The organism is Acinetobacter parvus DSM 16617 = CIP 108168 (assembly GCF_000368025.1).
In the GTDB taxonomy this organism is placed as follows: Bacteria; Pseudomonadota; Gammaproteobacteria; order Pseudomonadales; family Moraxellaceae; genus Acinetobacter; species Acinetobacter parvus.
In genome coordinates this window covers 1,372,700-1,386,735 of record NZ_KB849212.1, presented here as the reverse complement: position 1 = coordinate 1,386,735, position 14,036 = coordinate 1,372,700, and the positions used below count along the sequence as shown (strand labels likewise).

Sequence of the window (14,036 nt, the reverse complement as noted above, 5' to 3'; positions counted from 1 at the left end):
AATGAAAATCACTTCTTTATTTGCAGATAAACCCTATAGTGCAATCGCGATTGCCATTTGTTTTGCTGTGTTATTGAGCTTGCCGTGGTTGCATTTGTTATCCCCTGATTCGGCATTTTATCTGTCAGCGTATTGGATTACGTTGATTGGCAAAATCATGTGTCTGGCATTAGTCGCGTTGGCACTGGATTTAGTGTGGGGTTATGCAGGGATTTTAAGCTTGGGGCACGGTTTATATTTCGCCTTGGGTGGTTACGCCTTTGGCATGTACTTGATGCGTGAATCCGCAGGCGATGGTCTGCCTGATTTTATGCGTTTCCTCAGTTGGACAGAACTCCCTTGGTATTGGGTGGGAACTGAGCATTTTGCTTGGGCAATGATCTTGGTTTTATCTGTACCTGCCTTAGTTGCTTTTATTTTTGGTTTCTTTGCTTTCCGTTCAAAAATCAAGGGTGTGTATTTCTCAATTATTACCCAAGCCATGACTTTTGCTGCGGCACTGTTGTTCTTCCGCAATGAGACAGGTTTTGGTGGTAACAATGGCTTCACGGGTTTTAAAACCTTATTGGGTTTTGATATTACTTCTGCGCCGATGCGTGCCACTTTATGTTTTGTCACCGCTTTGGTTTTGATGCTGTGCTTTATCGGCTTACGTCAACTGATGAATCGTCCTTACGGGCGTGTGTTGGGGGCGATTCGTGACAGCGAAAACCGTTTGCAATATTTGGGTTATCGTACGCTGTGGTACAAGCTGTCAGCATGGGTACTGTCTGCGGTAATTGCAGGTATCGCAGGGGCGTTGTATGTGCCACAGGTGGGCATTATCAACCCAAGCGAAATGAATCCAGTCAACTCGATTGAAATGGCAGTGTGGGTTGCCGCAGGGGGGCGTGGTACCTTGATCGGACCCATTCTTGGTGCAGGTTTAATCAATGCGGTGAAAACCTATTTCACTGTGGCCGCTCCCGAAGCATGGTTACTGATCTTAGGTGCTTTATTTATCGTGGTGACGATTTTCTTACCGAAAGGTGTGATTGGTTTATTTGACCGTTTTAAAAAGGAGAGCAATTAAATGAGTGATTTATTCGTAGACTCAGCTCAACATGGCGGTCAACTCGGCGAGGGCTATGGACGCGCCAAAACTGAGGGCGCAGACTTTAGTCATGGGATTGCCTTGTATTTGGAAAAAGTTAGTGTCTGGTTTGATTCGTTTCGTGCCCTCAATGATTTATCACTGTATATCGCTGAAGGTGAATTACGCTGCATCATTGGACCAAATGGTGCGGGGAAAACCACACTAATGGATGTGATTACAGGGAAAACTCGTCCAACCACGGGCACTGCTTTTTTTGGACAAAACTATGATCTTGCCAAAATGAGTACAGAGGAAATTGCGGAAGCTGGGATTGGGCGCAAATTTCAGAAACCAACGGTATTTGAAAATTTTACAGTCATGGAAAATTTACTGCTCGCTGCACCACGTGATAAGCGAGTGAAAAAAAGCTTGTTTAGCCGACTTGATCCACAAGCGCAGTTAGCACTGGAGGAAAGTCTGGAGCAAATTCGCTTAAAGGAATTTGTAAAAAAGCCCGCAGGATTATTATCTCATGGCCAAAAGCAGTGGTTAGAAATTGGCATGCTATTGATGCAACGTCCGAAGCTGATTTTATTGGATGAGCCTGTGGCAGGAATGACCGATGCGGAAACAGAACGCACTGCTGAATTGTGTCTGGAATTGAAAAAAAATCATACGCTGGTGGTCGTAGAACATGACATGAGCTTTATTGATACCATCAGCGAAAAAGTGACGGTATTAGCACAGGGCGCAATCTTGGCAGAAGGCACATTGGCAGAGGTACAAGCCAATGAAGATGTGATTGAAAAGTATTTGGGACGCTAGGAGACTGCCATGTTAGAAGTGAAAGAAATTAACCAGTTTTATGGTGGTAGTCATATTCTTCGTGATGTGTCATTTCAAGCGCCTGTAGGTGAATGCAGTGTGATTCTAGGACGGAATGGCGTTGGTAAAACCACGTTGCTGAAATGCTTGATGGGGATTCTCCCGATTAAATCAGGACAGATTTTGCTAGATGACAAAGATATTGCCAAAATGTCCCCTGAGCAACGAGTACATGCAGGATTGGCCTATGTACCGCAAGGACGAGATATTTTTTCAACTTTGACGGTAGAGGAAAATATTTTAATTGGCATGGCGAAATTTTCAGGTGCAAAAACCCGAAAAGTACCGAGCCATCTCTACGAAATTTTTCCTGTTTTGGATGAAATGAAACACCGCCGTGGTGGAGATTTATCAGGTGGTCAGCAACAGCAGCTTGCGATTGCGCGAGCGTTGGCTTCTGAGCCCAGTGTTTTGATTTTGGATGAGCCAACTGAGGGGATTCAACCCTCGATTATTAAAGATATTGGCCGTGTGATTCGTAAACTGGGGGATCAGGGTGAAATGGCGATTGTCTTGGTGGAACAGTTTTATGATTTTGCTGAAGAGCTTGCGGATAACTATACCGTGATGGCGCGTGGTCAGGTGATTGCACATGGGCAAGGGGTAGAAATGCCTGAAAAGGGGATAAGGGAGTTGGTGGCGATTTAATAAAAGCCTCGTAAGAGGCTTTTTTATTGAGTGGTTGAAAGTTGTAGCTGCATCCACACCAAGTCACGCCATTGCCCAAATTTTTGTCCAACCTGTGGCATATAACCTGTTTGTACAAAACCAAGCTGTTCATGTAGCACAATAGAACCTGTATTTTCACTATCAATCGCAGCCACCATGATATGCATGTTTTGTTGTATCGCGAGATGGATCAGTTGTTGCATCAAGGCTTTGCCTAGACCTTGACGTGCATAACTTGGATCAACAAAAACAGAATGTTCGATACTTTGACGATAACCGCTAATCGCCCGAAAAGCTGAGTAATAGGCATAACCAGCAACTTTGTTATTGAGTTGATCTTCAACCACAATCATTGGAAATTGCCGCTGTTGCATGTCTTGAAAACGTTGTTGATATTGTTCTAAAGCAACGGCATGATCATTCCAGTTGGCTGTCCCTGTGAGGATTTCATGATTATAAATAGCGAGAATCTGTGCTAAATCATCCATTGTGGCAAAACGAATCTGATAACGGGGATTCAAGTTGTGTGCTGCGAGCTTAAGAACGAATGACATGAGAAAATAAAAGAAAGTTCACATCTTCTGAATATGCGTGATTGAAAAAAACAGCAAGACTAAGCTTGCTGTTTTTCAATTGACTGACTGTTTAGAAATGATATTTCACTAACGCACTGACATTGTTTTCGTCACTACCTTTAATACCAAACTTGTTATTCCAAACCGAATGTTCAATACCTAGATACAGGCGTGTTTCTGGTGAAATATGCTTACCGACATTCCACTTGTATTGGGTGGTCCAGTTCAGCTCGCTGGCATGATCTTTCTCACCTGTAGACCAGTCAAGAAAGCCATCCACCAGAAAATCCTCATTTGACAGTTTAAATGGCAATGCGTAGGCAATGGTCATTTGATAGTCATCAGCAGTGTTTTCATTGCTGGCACGGTAGAAATTGACATTCGCATATTGGAAATAAGGAATTGCAAGATCGAAACCTACGCCGTATAAGAAGTTATCAAAACTAGAAAAGTCATCATTATTGCTTTCCCATGTTGTTGAAACCAACACATCCTTTACTGGGCCGAAAGCAAGCTTCTGACCAGAAATCTCACCTAGGCTTAAACGTGGAGAGAGTTCGAAATAGGTGCTTTTATGATCGTCGCCACCACGCATGCGATCCATAAAGAAAAATACATCGGCATATTTTACTTTTGCCGCGTATTCAATGGTTAAAGTCGTTTGCTTTTCATCGACAACTTCGTAGTTTTCGCCGTATAAACCAGTGAGGCTAAAATCTTGCCAAATAGGCTTTGCCTGAACGAAAGCTGCTGTAGATACCAATAAACAAGTCGCTGCAAGTTGCTTCAATTGCATTTAAAAAATCCCCCCCAAAATGGCGTGTCAAGCATACAAGGAATTAAGCAAAAATAAAGCCAAATTTGACCAACTACTCAAAAAATTTGTATGGAACGGCAAATCAGGAATGAGATGGTATTAGGCTGCTTTTTGATCAAGTTTTAATAAAAATGTCAAAAATCAGCTTGCATATTTGTGATGAAAGACAGATATTGGAGTTATACAAGATTTTCTTAACTACTGAAAAGCAACAGATGTGAAGCAAGGAGACCACAAGCATTTACATAATCAAAATATACAACTGCACTGAATGAATGCATGCTCAAAGCGTGCTAAATAAAAAAGTTTAGTAGAACCGTCTCACAGAAAAGAGAGGAAGATATTTATGAATATTGAAGTCCGTACAGATAAGAACATTCAAGGTGGCGAACGTTTAATTAGTTATGTCCGTGCAGAACTTATGCAAGCATTCCAACGCTATAGCGAACGTATTACACATTTTTTGGTTTATATTAGTGATGAAAATGGGGAAAAAAAGGGCGATGATGACAAACGTTGTACGATCGAGGCTCGTCCAGCAGGCCTGAAACCTGTTGCTGTGACAAACAAGGCGGCAAATGTTGATGCCTCCATCCACGGTGCGATTGATAAACTAAAACGCAGTTTGGAACATTTATATGAGAAAAAAGAACATCATCGTGGTGGCTTGCCAAAATATATTGATGTCGATGATGACGTAGACCTGAAAGAAGCATAGGTAGATATGCATAAAAAAAGCCCAAAGTGGGCTTTTTTTATGTGTGTATCAAATTTATACATGATTTTTGGGCTGTTTTATAAAAACCTGTTGGGATATTCGGCATAATAGAAACATTAAATATATTGTGAGAATTGGTCATGTTAAGCAATCAGCATCAGGCCTTGGTGCAAGCCATACAACAACTCGATTTAGCCCAAGTGCAATCTTTACTTGCTGAAGGACTCGACCCGAACTTTATTGATCCAGAACATGGTTTCCCAGTCTCTATTTTATGTGATGGCTTATTTGTCTGGTGGGAGAATGTCTGTGAAGCTTATGAAGCAGGTCAGCCATTGACTGAAGCAGACAAACAACAACAATTACAAGTTTATCAAGACATTTTAGAAGCATTAATTCAAGCGAAAGCCAATCTTCATTTATGGGATGCCGAGGAATTTTATGGACCACTTTGGGATGCGGCAAGCTCGGCCTGTGTGCCTATGGTACAGCGTCTACTGGATGAAAAGGTGGATCCAAATACTCGCGATGAAGAGGGTCTCACCATTTTGTCATCCATTAGCCAGTTATTCTTTGACTGCGATTTTGATGAAATTGACTGGTCGGAGTCCTTGCAGGAAGAGCGTGAAACACTAGAATTGCTACGTCGCCATGGCGCAAAAATGTCAAAAGAGTTAACGGCATAAGCCTAGCCAGTAGAATGAAAAAGGGGAGAATGATGAAAACACTTCAAACATTGGGCTTTATTGCAGCCTCAATGATGGTCAGCACAGCTTTTGCGGCGGATTTTTCTTTTGACCGCCATGGAGCTGGCATGGGCACGGGGATTACACCAGTGGGTCATCTGGCTTGGGAGCAGGGATTGCCTTCTGTCAGCTATCAGCAGGACAATGTCGCTGGGGCAAAAGACAAAACCCTAACACTCAATGCTGACATGCTGTTGCGTACAGGTTTAACCGATGGCCTTGAACTCCAGTTAGGCTGGCAGGGACCTGTCTGGCAGCAAAACAAATATGCGGGCATGAAAAAGGAAACTCATGGTTTGGGTGATGTCAGCATTGGCTTGAAAAAGGCGATTGACCTAAAGGATGACCGTTTAAGCATGGCGTTGCTGGCTGAGGCGGTTATTGCAACGGGCAATGACGAGTTCACTGCACATGACGATATCTATAGCCTGACTTCGGCAGTGGCGTATGAGTTAAGTGACTTGGTTGGTACATCCATTACCATGCGTTATGAGGCGCAGAACAGTGATTGGGCAGTCACCGCCGTTCCGACCATTGACTATAAAATTGCAGGTAAATTGTCTGGTTTCTCAGAGTTTATCTACCGTAAGGCGGAAAGTCAGGACTATGAATATGGTTTAGGTACGGGTCTGGTTTATGCCATCAATGACCGTGCTCAAGTGGATGCCAGTGTTGGTGTCGATTTAAATGGCAGTGGCAAAAGCTATAACGGTGGTTTTGGCGTTTCGGTCCTATTCTAATCAAACCTCTCTCCATGTTCCTCCCTTGAATTCCTGTTGCGCATAGGGAGTGCTGGAGAGAAAGCAGAGAAAACATAATGAAAAAGTGTGTTCAGGGCGGCTACAGTTTTCAGCTGATCCGTTATTTTCTTGGCAGTTTACTGTTGTTATGTGGGACACTCATCCATGCCCAGGATAATGTTTTAGCGCCATTGCTTAGCTCAGAACAGGCTTTTACTTTTTCGGTTGAATCAACCAAAAACAATGAGGCACGCCTGCACTGGACCATTCAGCCCAACTATTATTTGTATCAACACAAATTTGAGGTTCAGCAGGGCAATAAAGCGGTCGCCTTGAATTTACCCAAGGCGGTTGACCAGTATGATGAAAATTTTGGTCATACCCAGGTGTATTACCAGCAGGTTGAATTCAGTATTGCCACGCAGGCATCACAACATTATCGGGTGAGCTGGCAAGGCTGTGCCAAAGACCGTATCTGCTATCCACCGCAAAACATTGAGTTCCAGACCGATGCCGATGGCTTGGTCAGCATGGAAAATACAGGTTTAAACTCACAAAAACGCTTTCTGGATGTCGCTCGTTCCGCCAATGCCTTAAATGCCCAGACAGCCGCAAATGACAGGGCGGAAACATCAGACGCTACCGTTTCTATATCTTCCAACAATTCAACTGGTATGGCGCAAGATCAGAAATGGTCAAGCACGCTGGAACAACATTCCCTTGCCTACAGCCTGTTGTTGTTTCTCGGTTTAGGTATTTTACTGGCGTTTACGCCATGTTCGTTGCCGATGCTGCCGATTTTGACTTCATTGATTGTTCGTGAACATAAAGGGGTCAAGGCATGGACAATTGCACTGACCTTTGTGCTGAGTATGGCGATGGTCTATGCGGTACTTGGCCTGATCGCCTCGGCGGCTGGACTGAACTTCCAGCGCTGGTTGCAGCAGCCTGCCACACTGGTTGCTTTCAGCCTGTTGTTTGTACTGTTCGCCTTAAACCTGTTTGGCCTGTTTGAGATCAAGCTACCGCAAAAACTGCTTAATCGGCTGGATCGTATGCAGTCGGTACAGCAGGGTGGAACCCTGATTGGTGCCAGTGTCATGGGCATGATCTCCGCCTTGCTGGTTGGGCCGTGTATGACCGCACCCTTGGCAGGCACACTCCTGTTTATTTCCCAGACCCAAAACCAGTGGCAGGGCGCATTATTGCTGTTTACGCTGGGTTTTGGCATGGGGATTCCACTGTTGCTTGCCAGCGTGTTGGGGGCGAAAGCCTTGCCGAAAGCGGGTGAGTGGATGCACCAGATTAAGGTGATTTTTGCCTTTTTGATGTTGGCTTTAAGTATTTATTTTATCCGTCCGTTGTTGCCTGAATTAGCGATTCAAATACTTAGTCTTATATTGGGCATGGCATTTATTGGTTTCGCGATATATCGTCTATTTGTGAAGAAAGGACAATTACAGTGGTTATATGCATTGTTGCTGATGATCTCAGTTCCGTTTTTAGCTTTTAACCAATATCAACATATTCAAAATTTAAGCGCAGTTCAGGCAGATAAATTAGCAGAGTGGCATGTCGCAACAACCGCTGTTGAGTTTGAGCAGATTCTAGCTAACGCACCAAAAGATCAGGCCGTTGTGATTGATGTATATGCAGACTGGTGTGTGGCTTGTCAGCCGATTGAACATCGCATCTTAAAGGATGCTGAGGTGCAACAGGCTTTAGCTCCTTACTATTTGATTAAACTGGATTTAAGCCATTATGATGCCTCACATCAGGCACTGCTCAATCAATGGGATATTTTAGGCCCACCGACCTATCTATTCCTGAACTTTCAACAACAGGAAATCCGTCCGCTCCGTTTGACAGGCGCATTTAAAAAGAACGAATTATTACAACAACTCACGACATTAGACAGAAATTTTAAAGCTGAACCCAACAGCTAAGGTTAGTGCTGTTGGATGAGGAACTGGTGGTTTGGGACAGTCTGGCCATCTGTGAATATGTGGCACGGATTGAGCAAATCTGGTCTGAACGTCCAGCTGAGGACAGCTTTTTATGTGGTGAGTTTAGCCTTGCCGATGCATTCTATGCACCTGTGGTGATGCGCTTTGAGTGTTTTAAGCTGCCATTATCGGCGTCAAGCCAGGCCTATATGCAAAAGATATTGTCTTTGGCATCCGTGCAGCAGTGGATTGCGGAAGCCAGACAGGAGCAGATGTTTGTGGCGTTTGATGAGCCTTATCGAAAAAGTCGTGATGAATATTTAAAACCCTAAAAATCTGGAAAAATTGATAAATAAAGCCTAGGGATATATCGAAGTTGAATAGAACTCCAACCTGCATAATATGAAAAATTTCCAGCCATTTCCCCTAAATGGCTGGAAATACCTTTAATCAATGGCAAGATCAGTAAAGATTTTCACCTGATTCCGTCCATCTGCCTTGACCGCATATAAAGCCTGGTCGGCCTGACTAATGATTAAATGGGGTTCATCCGCACTCACTGAACTGCTAATGCCAAAGCTGGCGCTGACCGAAAATTCCTGCTGATATTCCGTGATAAAGTTCAGGTGGGAGATTGCAAGACGGCAGCGTTCCGCCACACTTTGTGCCTGTGCCGTCGTGGTGTTCGGCAGTAGCAAAATAAACTCCTCACCACCAAAACGCCCAATCATATCTCGGTCACGTAAATTATTCGCCAAACATTTTGCAACATTGACCAACACTTGATCACCCATGCTGTGCCCAAACTGGTCATTAATATTCTTAAAGTGGTCTAAATCGAGCAGCACAATTGAATATAACGGGTCTGGCTGCTGATGCAGCTTTTCCAGAGAGCTGCTAATACTGCGTCGGTTCAGTACATTGGTGAGGGGATCAAGACGGCTGAGGAGCTGAATGGCGGTTTCCCGTGTGCGCCACTGGGTCAGCAAAACCTCAAACAGGAATAGGCAGGCCAGCATAACCGGAACAAGGAAGAACATCATGCTGCCCACCCAGAAAGGATGCATGGCAACCTTGTTGATTTCCGCCATCTTAAACAGAGGGGCGTAGGTGAGTGCCCCGATAATGCTCATATAATTGCAGAACAACAGGGCAATGGTGGCAGGCACAAGGGCATAGTAAATCATTTTACGGTTAAACAGGATCAAGCCCACACCCACCACGCTGACATAACCCACCATGGTTGCTGGACTAAAGCTTCCCACCAGATAGCTGTTATGGCAAAGCATTGCGGTAAAGACCTGCACCGTAATGAGGGGAAGAAACTCCTTTGCCCATTTCCGATCCCTATAAAAGTGGCAGGGAAAAATGATGGCCACTAAAACCACAAGCATAATCAGGCTGGTCCATAACTGAGACCAGACCAGGTTTAAATGTACCCATGCTGAATATGCTGGATGGGTGAGGATAAAAATATCCCAGCTGATCCAGAACAGGTTCATAACAGCAGCAAGTATCAGTAATAAAATACTTTTTTTAAGTATGGTCCAATTGACTACAATTTGATGTTCCAAAAAAAGCCTGAGGCCCCATCTCTTTGTGTCAGTTGACCTATTAAAACGAATCTTGACCATTGGCATGCATCCTTATATGCAATGAGATTCCGTAGAAACTGTAGAGTTGTCCTCAAAATATTGAAGAATAATAATTAAAATAACAATAACATCTTTGGAATGAGAAAAAAGTCTAGCTCTAGGCTTTTTAATGCAAATTATAACGGGAAAATTTTTTGAAAACGGGGCGATGATCTGAATATTCAATCAGATTTATTTTATGATGACAAAATTAAATTAACAGTGACAATGGTCAGACATAGCTGACCATTTTTTGGATAAAACTTAAAGGATTTAGTCACGGTCAAGCGAATGGGCGAAATCCGCAATATCCGCCAGTGCCTGTTTTGCTTCAGGGAACCATGCATTGAACATCTGGAAATTATGCCACATGCCTGTGTAAAGTTTAAAGTGTACTTTGACTCCAGCTTTTTCAGCTTTTTCTCTAAAGCGTTTTGAATCATCCAGTAAAATTTCTTTTGAACCGACTTGCACCAGTGTTGGCGGTAAGCCTTTAAGATCATCAAATAGAGGAGAAACACGCGGATCATCCGCTTGTACACCATCTTTTAAGTAATGATTAATTCCTGCTTGTAAGGCTTCAATAGAGAGCAGAGCATCATGTTTTTGGTTAAAGCGTAATGATTCACTGGTGAGGGTCAGATCTAAATAGGGTGACATTAAAATTAAACCGCTTGGCATGAGATCAGGTTGTGCTTTTAATCGTAAGCACAATGCCAACGCGAGATTGGCACCACAAGAATCCCCCGAAATAATAATATCTTTGGGTTGGATACCTTGTACCAGAAGCGCCTGATAGACATCAAAAATGGCGTCAATTGCCTCAGGGTAGGGATGTTCAGGCGCAAGCGGATAATCCATATGAACCACTTGCATTTGCGTGCGCGCAGCAATATCAGTCATGAGGGCCCGATGCGTACTTAAACTCCCCAGGAAAAAAGCACCGCCATGAATATGAAAAATAAGTTGTGTGGCAGACGCTTGTGCCTTGATTTCTTCACCACGCACGCCTGCTAAGCGCAATGGTCGAATTTGTACTGTGGGATTTTGGGGGAATAGACGACAAAGTTGGTCTAATAAAGGTCGCAAAGCATTCGGGGCTAAATTAAACTGACTCGGCGTACGAATGGTCGCTTTTAGTAATGATTCAGTAAAATAATATTTCCAAACAGTACCAAATTTCATAATTTTTCCATATTGTTAGTTCAGTATATAACTAAGAGAGTTTTGACTCATGTGCCTTGCGCTGTAATTACAGCAATGTTTTGTTGTTGCTCAGGCTATACCCAATAGTCATAATCAAGCATTGCAATATTGATAGAAATTCTCAATACTCTTAGTCTTGAAAAGACCCCTTAAGGATATTACAAAAATGAAGAAAATTGCTTTAGCATTTGGATTGCTCGGTTTAACAACTTTTGCCAATGCGGCAGATGCATTAAACGGTAGCGTTTGGCAGACAATCGATGATGAAACGAAGCAGCCAAAGGCGATTGTGAAGTTTACTGAGCAAAAGGATGGTTCGTTAACAGCGTCTATTCAAAAATATTTAGTCCCAGGTCAGGAAGATGCCTGCTCTAAATGTGAAGGAACCTATCACAACAAATCACTTAAAGGCGTGACTATTGTGCATGGCCTGAAAAATGTCGGTGGTGTGAATTACGATGGTGGTTCAATTATCGACCCTAAAAATGGCAAGACCTATAAGTTGAAAGCTGAAATCATCGAGGGTGGTAAAAAGCTTAAACTGCGTGGCTATATTGGTGTGGCCGCTCTAGGCCGTAACCAGACCTGGGTTCGTGCCAACTAATTTGAGTTTGAACTGAAAAAAACCGAGTCCTGAGACTCGGTTTTTTTATTTTTTCTGTTTAAGCGGAGAGATTCTGGTAAGTCGCCTCATCAAAGCCAATAATAAAGCCCTGTGGAGTTTGTAGCACTGGACGCTTAATCAGGCTTGGTTGGGCAATGAGGGTCTCAATCAGGTCTTGCTCGTTGCTGCTGGCATGGGCCTGTTCCGCTTCGGATAACTTGCGCCAAGTTGTGCCTTTTTTATTCAGCACCTTATCCGCACCCATTTCTTTCAGCCAAAGCGCTAAAGTTGCCGCATCAATTCCCTGTTTTTTGTAGTCATGAAATTCATAGGCAATACCCTTTGCCTCTAAGGCATCAAAGGCCTTTTTCATTGAATTGCAGTTTTTAATACCATAAATTTTAAACATGCTGTAAACCATAGAAAACAAGAAAAGATATGGCTGAAAGCCTAACGCAAAAAGAGGGTGATTTGCCAGTTGAGTTTTTTAGCCTATAACTTAATGCATGTTTGAAATGGTCAACAGACCCTGTTTATCAAGTAAATTTATGTAGTGTGTTGAGCAAAATTAAAATGATCAAATCAATCATGCTTTTTGATGAAAAAAGCTAAAGACAAACGGGGTGAAAAATATTTAAGATTAAAAAAGAGAAAACCCGCATTTAATCTTCCTGATCATGTGGGTCTCATTTCAACGTCCAATGTCTCATCCATGCAAATAAACTTAAACTAAGTTTATTTTGTCTTCCTACGGCTTCCTATCCTTTTTTGGTCATCCTGACCGCTTCCTTGTGCCGTGGTGCTATAATGCCGTTACAGCCGATAAATAAAAATACACAAAAAACGACACAATCTGTCAGCCAAAGAGGCGGTCAAAGTGAACAAGTGTTCACTTATTCGTGTATTTTATAGTCGATGATGACAGGGGCGTGGTCGCTAAACCATTGTTCTTTATACACCCATGCGTTTGCAGTCCGCATCTTCCAGTCAGGTGAACAGGCTTGATAGTCAATCCGCCAACCTACATTTTTTGCACGTGCCTGCCCACGATTTGACCACCATGAATACAATTCCGCCTCTTTTCGCACTTCGCGGAATGTATCGACATAACCCAGTTCATCATAAATATGATCAAGCCATTCCCGTTCATGCGGTAAGCAGCCTGAAGATTTCTGGTTGCCTGACCAGTTTTTAATATCAATGCGCTTATGCACGATGTTGTAGTCGCCACACACAATGATTGATTTGTTCTCATCCCGCCATTGTTTTAATATTTGGGCATATTCTTGAAGAAATAAATCTTTACGTGCTTGTGCTTCATCGCCACTTGAACCTGATGGCAAGTATAGCGAGGCAATATGAACAGGCTGTGACAATCCTAGATCGAATTCAGCCGTGATAAAACGCCCTTGCGAGTCAGCAAGTTCAAAGCCAAGTCCATTTTTCACCGTAATAAACGGCAAACGGCTATAAATCGCCGTACCTGCATAGCCCGCACGTTCGGCAGGGAACAGGTGGGTATGCCAGCCTTTAGGCTTGAATTTATCGGTCCACTGTTCATGGGTAATGCGGCTTTCTTGCATACACACCACATCGGCATCGGACTGTTCCAACCATTCCAACAGACCTTTGGTCACAGATGAACGTAGACCATTTACGTTAATTGAAACCACTCGAAGAATTTTTACATCACTTGGATAGCTATCCTTTGGTATCATACGTCTGTTTAACCTCAATTAAAGAATCTGGAGCACCTTATATGACAACGCCTGTGTCATTTCATCCGCAAGCTTTTATCGAACTCGCATTATCACGTGGTGTGCTTAAATTTGGTGAGTTTACCTTAAAATCAGGTCGTGTCAGTCCTTATTTCTTTAACGCAGGTTTACTGAATGATGGTGAGGCACTGTCGCTGTTAGCGCAGGGCTATGCGGATAAACTGGTTCAGTGTGACAATGTCGGTGTGATTTTTGGTCCAGCCTATAAAGGCATTCCGTTTGTTGCTGCAACAGCAGTGGCGTTGTCTCAGGTGCATGGTAAAAGTGTACCTTGGGGCTTTAACCGTAAAGAAGCCAAAGATCATGGTGAGGGTGGTGTGTTGGTTGGTGCATCGGTTGCTGGCCAGAAAGTCTGGATCATTGATGATGTGATCACCGCGGGAACTGCGATTCGTGAAGTTGTGACCATCTTAAAAAATGCGGGAGCAACCATTGCAGGGGTTTTGGTGGCGCTAGATCGTCAGGAACGTGGTCAAGGTGAGCTTTCTGCAATTCAGGAAGTACAAAAAGAACTGGAAATCCCTGTGCATGCATTGATTACCATGAAAGATTTAATGGATTATCTGGATGCCAAAGGTGAGAAAGAAGCTTTAGCAAATATGCAGGCTTATCGTGAAAAATATGGCATCTAAGTTTTAGGTGT

The 14,036-nt window shown here is 43.2% G+C and carries 15 protein-coding genes and 1 pseudogene; 10 read left to right on the top strand and 6 right to left on the bottom strand.

The window, feature by feature from the left end; all coding sequences use genetic code 11:
* Position 1 precedes the first annotated feature (1 nt).
* From urtC to urtE, 3 genes are read left to right on the top strand one after another with little or no spacing between them, the layout of a single operon-like run.
* Entirely contained in the window at positions 2–1,072 is a 1,071-nt protein-coding gene (gene urtC, locus F988_RS13320) for an urea ABC transporter permease subunit UrtC (protein WP_004683577.1), read from the top strand.
* Complete coding sequence (gene urtD, locus F988_RS13315; RefSeq protein ID WP_004679069.1) at positions 1,073–1,900, top strand: urea ABC transporter ATP-binding protein UrtD; 828 nt, start codon at positions 1,073–1,075, stop codon at positions 1,898–1,900.
* Positions 1,901–1,909: 9 nt separating this feature from the next.
* Positions 1,910–2,608: an urea ABC transporter ATP-binding subunit UrtE gene (gene urtE / locus F988_RS13310; protein WP_004683575.1), complete on the top strand. Its 699-nt coding sequence runs from the start codon at positions 1,910–1,912 to the stop codon at positions 2,606–2,608.
* A 23-nt stretch (positions 2,609–2,631) separates the two neighbouring features.
* On the opposite strand, the gene F988_RS13305 is transcribed toward urtE, so the two are convergent.
* Both F988_RS13305 and F988_RS13300 read right to left on the bottom strand, forming a co-directional pair.
* Entirely contained in the window at positions 2,632–3,183 is a 552-nt protein-coding gene (locus tag F988_RS13305; protein WP_004679067.1) for a GNAT family N-acetyltransferase, read from the bottom strand.
* 91 nt (positions 3,184–3,274) lie between these two features.
* Complete coding sequence (locus F988_RS13300; protein ID WP_004683574.1) at positions 3,275–4,000, bottom strand: outer membrane protein OmpK; 726 nt, start codon at positions 3,998–4,000, stop codon at positions 3,275–3,277.
* A 367-nt stretch (positions 4,001–4,367) separates the two neighbouring features.
* On the opposite strand from F988_RS13300, the gene F988_RS13295 reads away from it, so the two are divergent.
* From F988_RS13295 to F988_RS13275, 5 genes and pseudogenes are all read left to right on the top strand, one after another.
* A complete protein-coding gene (locus F988_RS13295) occupies positions 4,368–4,739 on the top strand; it encodes an HPF/RaiA family ribosome-associated protein (RefSeq protein ID WP_004683572.1) in 372 nt (123 codons plus the stop codon).
* A 140-nt stretch (positions 4,740–4,879) separates the two neighbouring features.
* A complete protein-coding gene (locus F988_RS13290) occupies positions 4,880–5,425 on the top strand; it encodes an ankyrin repeat domain-containing protein (RefSeq protein ID WP_004683570.1) in 546 nt (181 codons plus the stop codon).
* Between the two features lie 32 nt (positions 5,426–5,457).
* Complete coding sequence (locus F988_RS13285) at positions 5,458–6,225, top strand: transporter (protein ID WP_010589240.1); 768 nt, start codon at positions 5,458–5,460, stop codon at positions 6,223–6,225.
* Between the two features lie 77 nt (positions 6,226–6,302).
* Positions 6,303–8,171, top strand: a complete 1,869-nt coding sequence (gene dsbD / locus F988_RS13280) for a protein-disulfide reductase DsbD (protein WP_004683567.1) — start codon at positions 6,303–6,305, stop codon at positions 8,169–8,171.
* Positions 8,140–8,503 (top strand): annotated as a pseudogene (locus F988_RS13275) (glutathione S-transferase); the annotation flags it as partial. The gene dsbD and the pseudogene F988_RS13275, both read left to right, overlap by 32 nt.
* A gap of 114 nt (positions 8,504–8,617) precedes the next feature.
* Here the strand turns inward: F988_RS13275 and F988_RS13270 are convergent.
* Together F988_RS13270 and F988_RS13265 are read right to left on the bottom strand one after the other, a co-directional pair.
* Complete coding sequence (locus F988_RS13270) at positions 8,618–9,805, bottom strand: GGDEF domain-containing protein (protein WP_004683564.1); 1,188 nt, start codon at positions 9,803–9,805, stop codon at positions 8,618–8,620.
* Positions 9,806–10,078: 273 nt separating this feature from the next.
* Positions 10,079–10,990 carry an alpha/beta hydrolase gene (locus tag F988_RS13265; RefSeq protein ID WP_004679056.1) on the bottom strand — a complete coding sequence of 304 codons (912 nt, stop codon included), beginning with the start codon at positions 10,988–10,990 and terminating at the stop codon, positions 10,079–10,081.
* A gap of 187 nt (positions 10,991–11,177) precedes the next feature.
* On the opposite strand from F988_RS13265, the gene F988_RS13260 reads away from it, so the two are divergent.
* The gene (locus F988_RS13260) at positions 11,178–11,615 is read left to right on the top strand and encodes a DUF2147 domain-containing protein (protein WP_004679055.1); all 438 of its coding nucleotides are present in this window, start codon (positions 11,178–11,180) and stop codon (positions 11,613–11,615) included.
* A 58-nt stretch (positions 11,616–11,673) separates the two neighbouring features.
* On the opposite strand, the gene F988_RS13255 is transcribed toward F988_RS13260, so the two are convergent.
* Together F988_RS13255 and F988_RS13250 are read right to left on the bottom strand one after the other, a co-directional pair.
* A complete protein-coding gene (locus F988_RS13255; protein ID WP_010589237.1) occupies positions 11,674–12,024 on the bottom strand; it encodes an arsenate reductase in 351 nt (116 codons plus the stop codon).
* A gap of 484 nt (positions 12,025–12,508) precedes the next feature.
* The gene (locus F988_RS13250; protein WP_004679050.1) at positions 12,509–13,333 is read right to left on the bottom strand and encodes an exodeoxyribonuclease III; all 825 of its coding nucleotides are present in this window, start codon (positions 13,331–13,333) and stop codon (positions 12,509–12,511) included.
* A 41-nt stretch (positions 13,334–13,374) separates the two neighbouring features.
* Here F988_RS13250 and pyrE point away from each other — a divergent pair, with 41 nt between their 5' ends.
* Positions 13,375–14,025, top strand: coding sequence for an orotate phosphoribosyltransferase (pyrE, locus tag F988_RS13245; protein ID WP_004683560.1), 651 nt, complete (start codon positions 13,375–13,377; stop codon positions 14,023–14,025).
* The last annotated feature ends 11 nt before the right edge of the window (positions 14,026–14,036 follow it).

Bases quoted from the DNA above. Each gene is read 5' to 3' on its own strand.
- F988_RS13270 (WP_004683564.1), bottom strand. From the start codon at position 9,805: ATGGTCAAGATTCGTTTTAATAGGTCAACTGACACAAAGAGATGGGGC.
- F988_RS13305 (WP_004679067.1), bottom strand. From the start codon at position 3,183: ATGTCATTCGTTCTTAAGCTCGCAGCACACAACTTGAATCCCCGTTAT.
- pyrE (WP_004683560.1), top strand. From the start codon at position 13,375: ATGACAACGCCTGTGTCATTTCATCCGCAAGCTTTTATCGAACTCGCA.
- urtD (WP_004679069.1), top strand. From the start codon at position 1,073: ATGAGTGATTTATTCGTAGACTCAGCTCAACATGGCGGTCAACTCGGC.
- dsbD (WP_004683567.1), top strand. From the start codon at position 6,303: ATGAAAAAGTGTGTTCAGGGCGGCTACAGTTTTCAGCTGATCCGTTAT.
- urtC (WP_004683577.1), top strand. From the start codon at position 2: ATGAAAATCACTTCTTTATTTGCAGATAAACCCTATAGTGCAATCGCG.
- F988_RS13250 (WP_004679050.1), bottom strand. From the start codon at position 13,333: ATGATACCAAAGGATAGCTATCCAAGTGATGTAAAAATTCTTCGAGTG.
- F988_RS13285 (WP_010589240.1), top strand. From the start codon at position 5,458: ATGAAAACACTTCAAACATTGGGCTTTATTGCAGCCTCAATGATGGTC.
- F988_RS13265 (WP_004679056.1), bottom strand. From the start codon at position 10,990: ATGAAATTTGGTACTGTTTGGAAATATTATTTTACTGAATCATTACTA.
- F988_RS13295 (WP_004683572.1), top strand. From the start codon at position 4,368: ATGAATATTGAAGTCCGTACAGATAAGAACATTCAAGGTGGCGAACGT.
- F988_RS13290 (WP_004683570.1), top strand. From the start codon at position 4,880: ATGTTAAGCAATCAGCATCAGGCCTTGGTGCAAGCCATACAACAACTC.
- F988_RS13255 (WP_010589237.1), bottom strand. From the start codon at position 12,024: ATGTTTAAAATTTATGGTATTAAAAACTGCAATTCAATGAAAAAGGCC.
- urtE (WP_004683575.1), top strand. From the start codon at position 1,910: ATGTTAGAAGTGAAAGAAATTAACCAGTTTTATGGTGGTAGTCATATT.
- F988_RS13300 (WP_004683574.1), bottom strand. From the start codon at position 4,000: ATGCAATTGAAGCAACTTGCAGCGACTTGTTTATTGGTATCTACAGCA.
- F988_RS13260 (WP_004679055.1), top strand. From the start codon at position 11,178: ATGAAGAAAATTGCTTTAGCATTTGGATTGCTCGGTTTAACAACTTTT.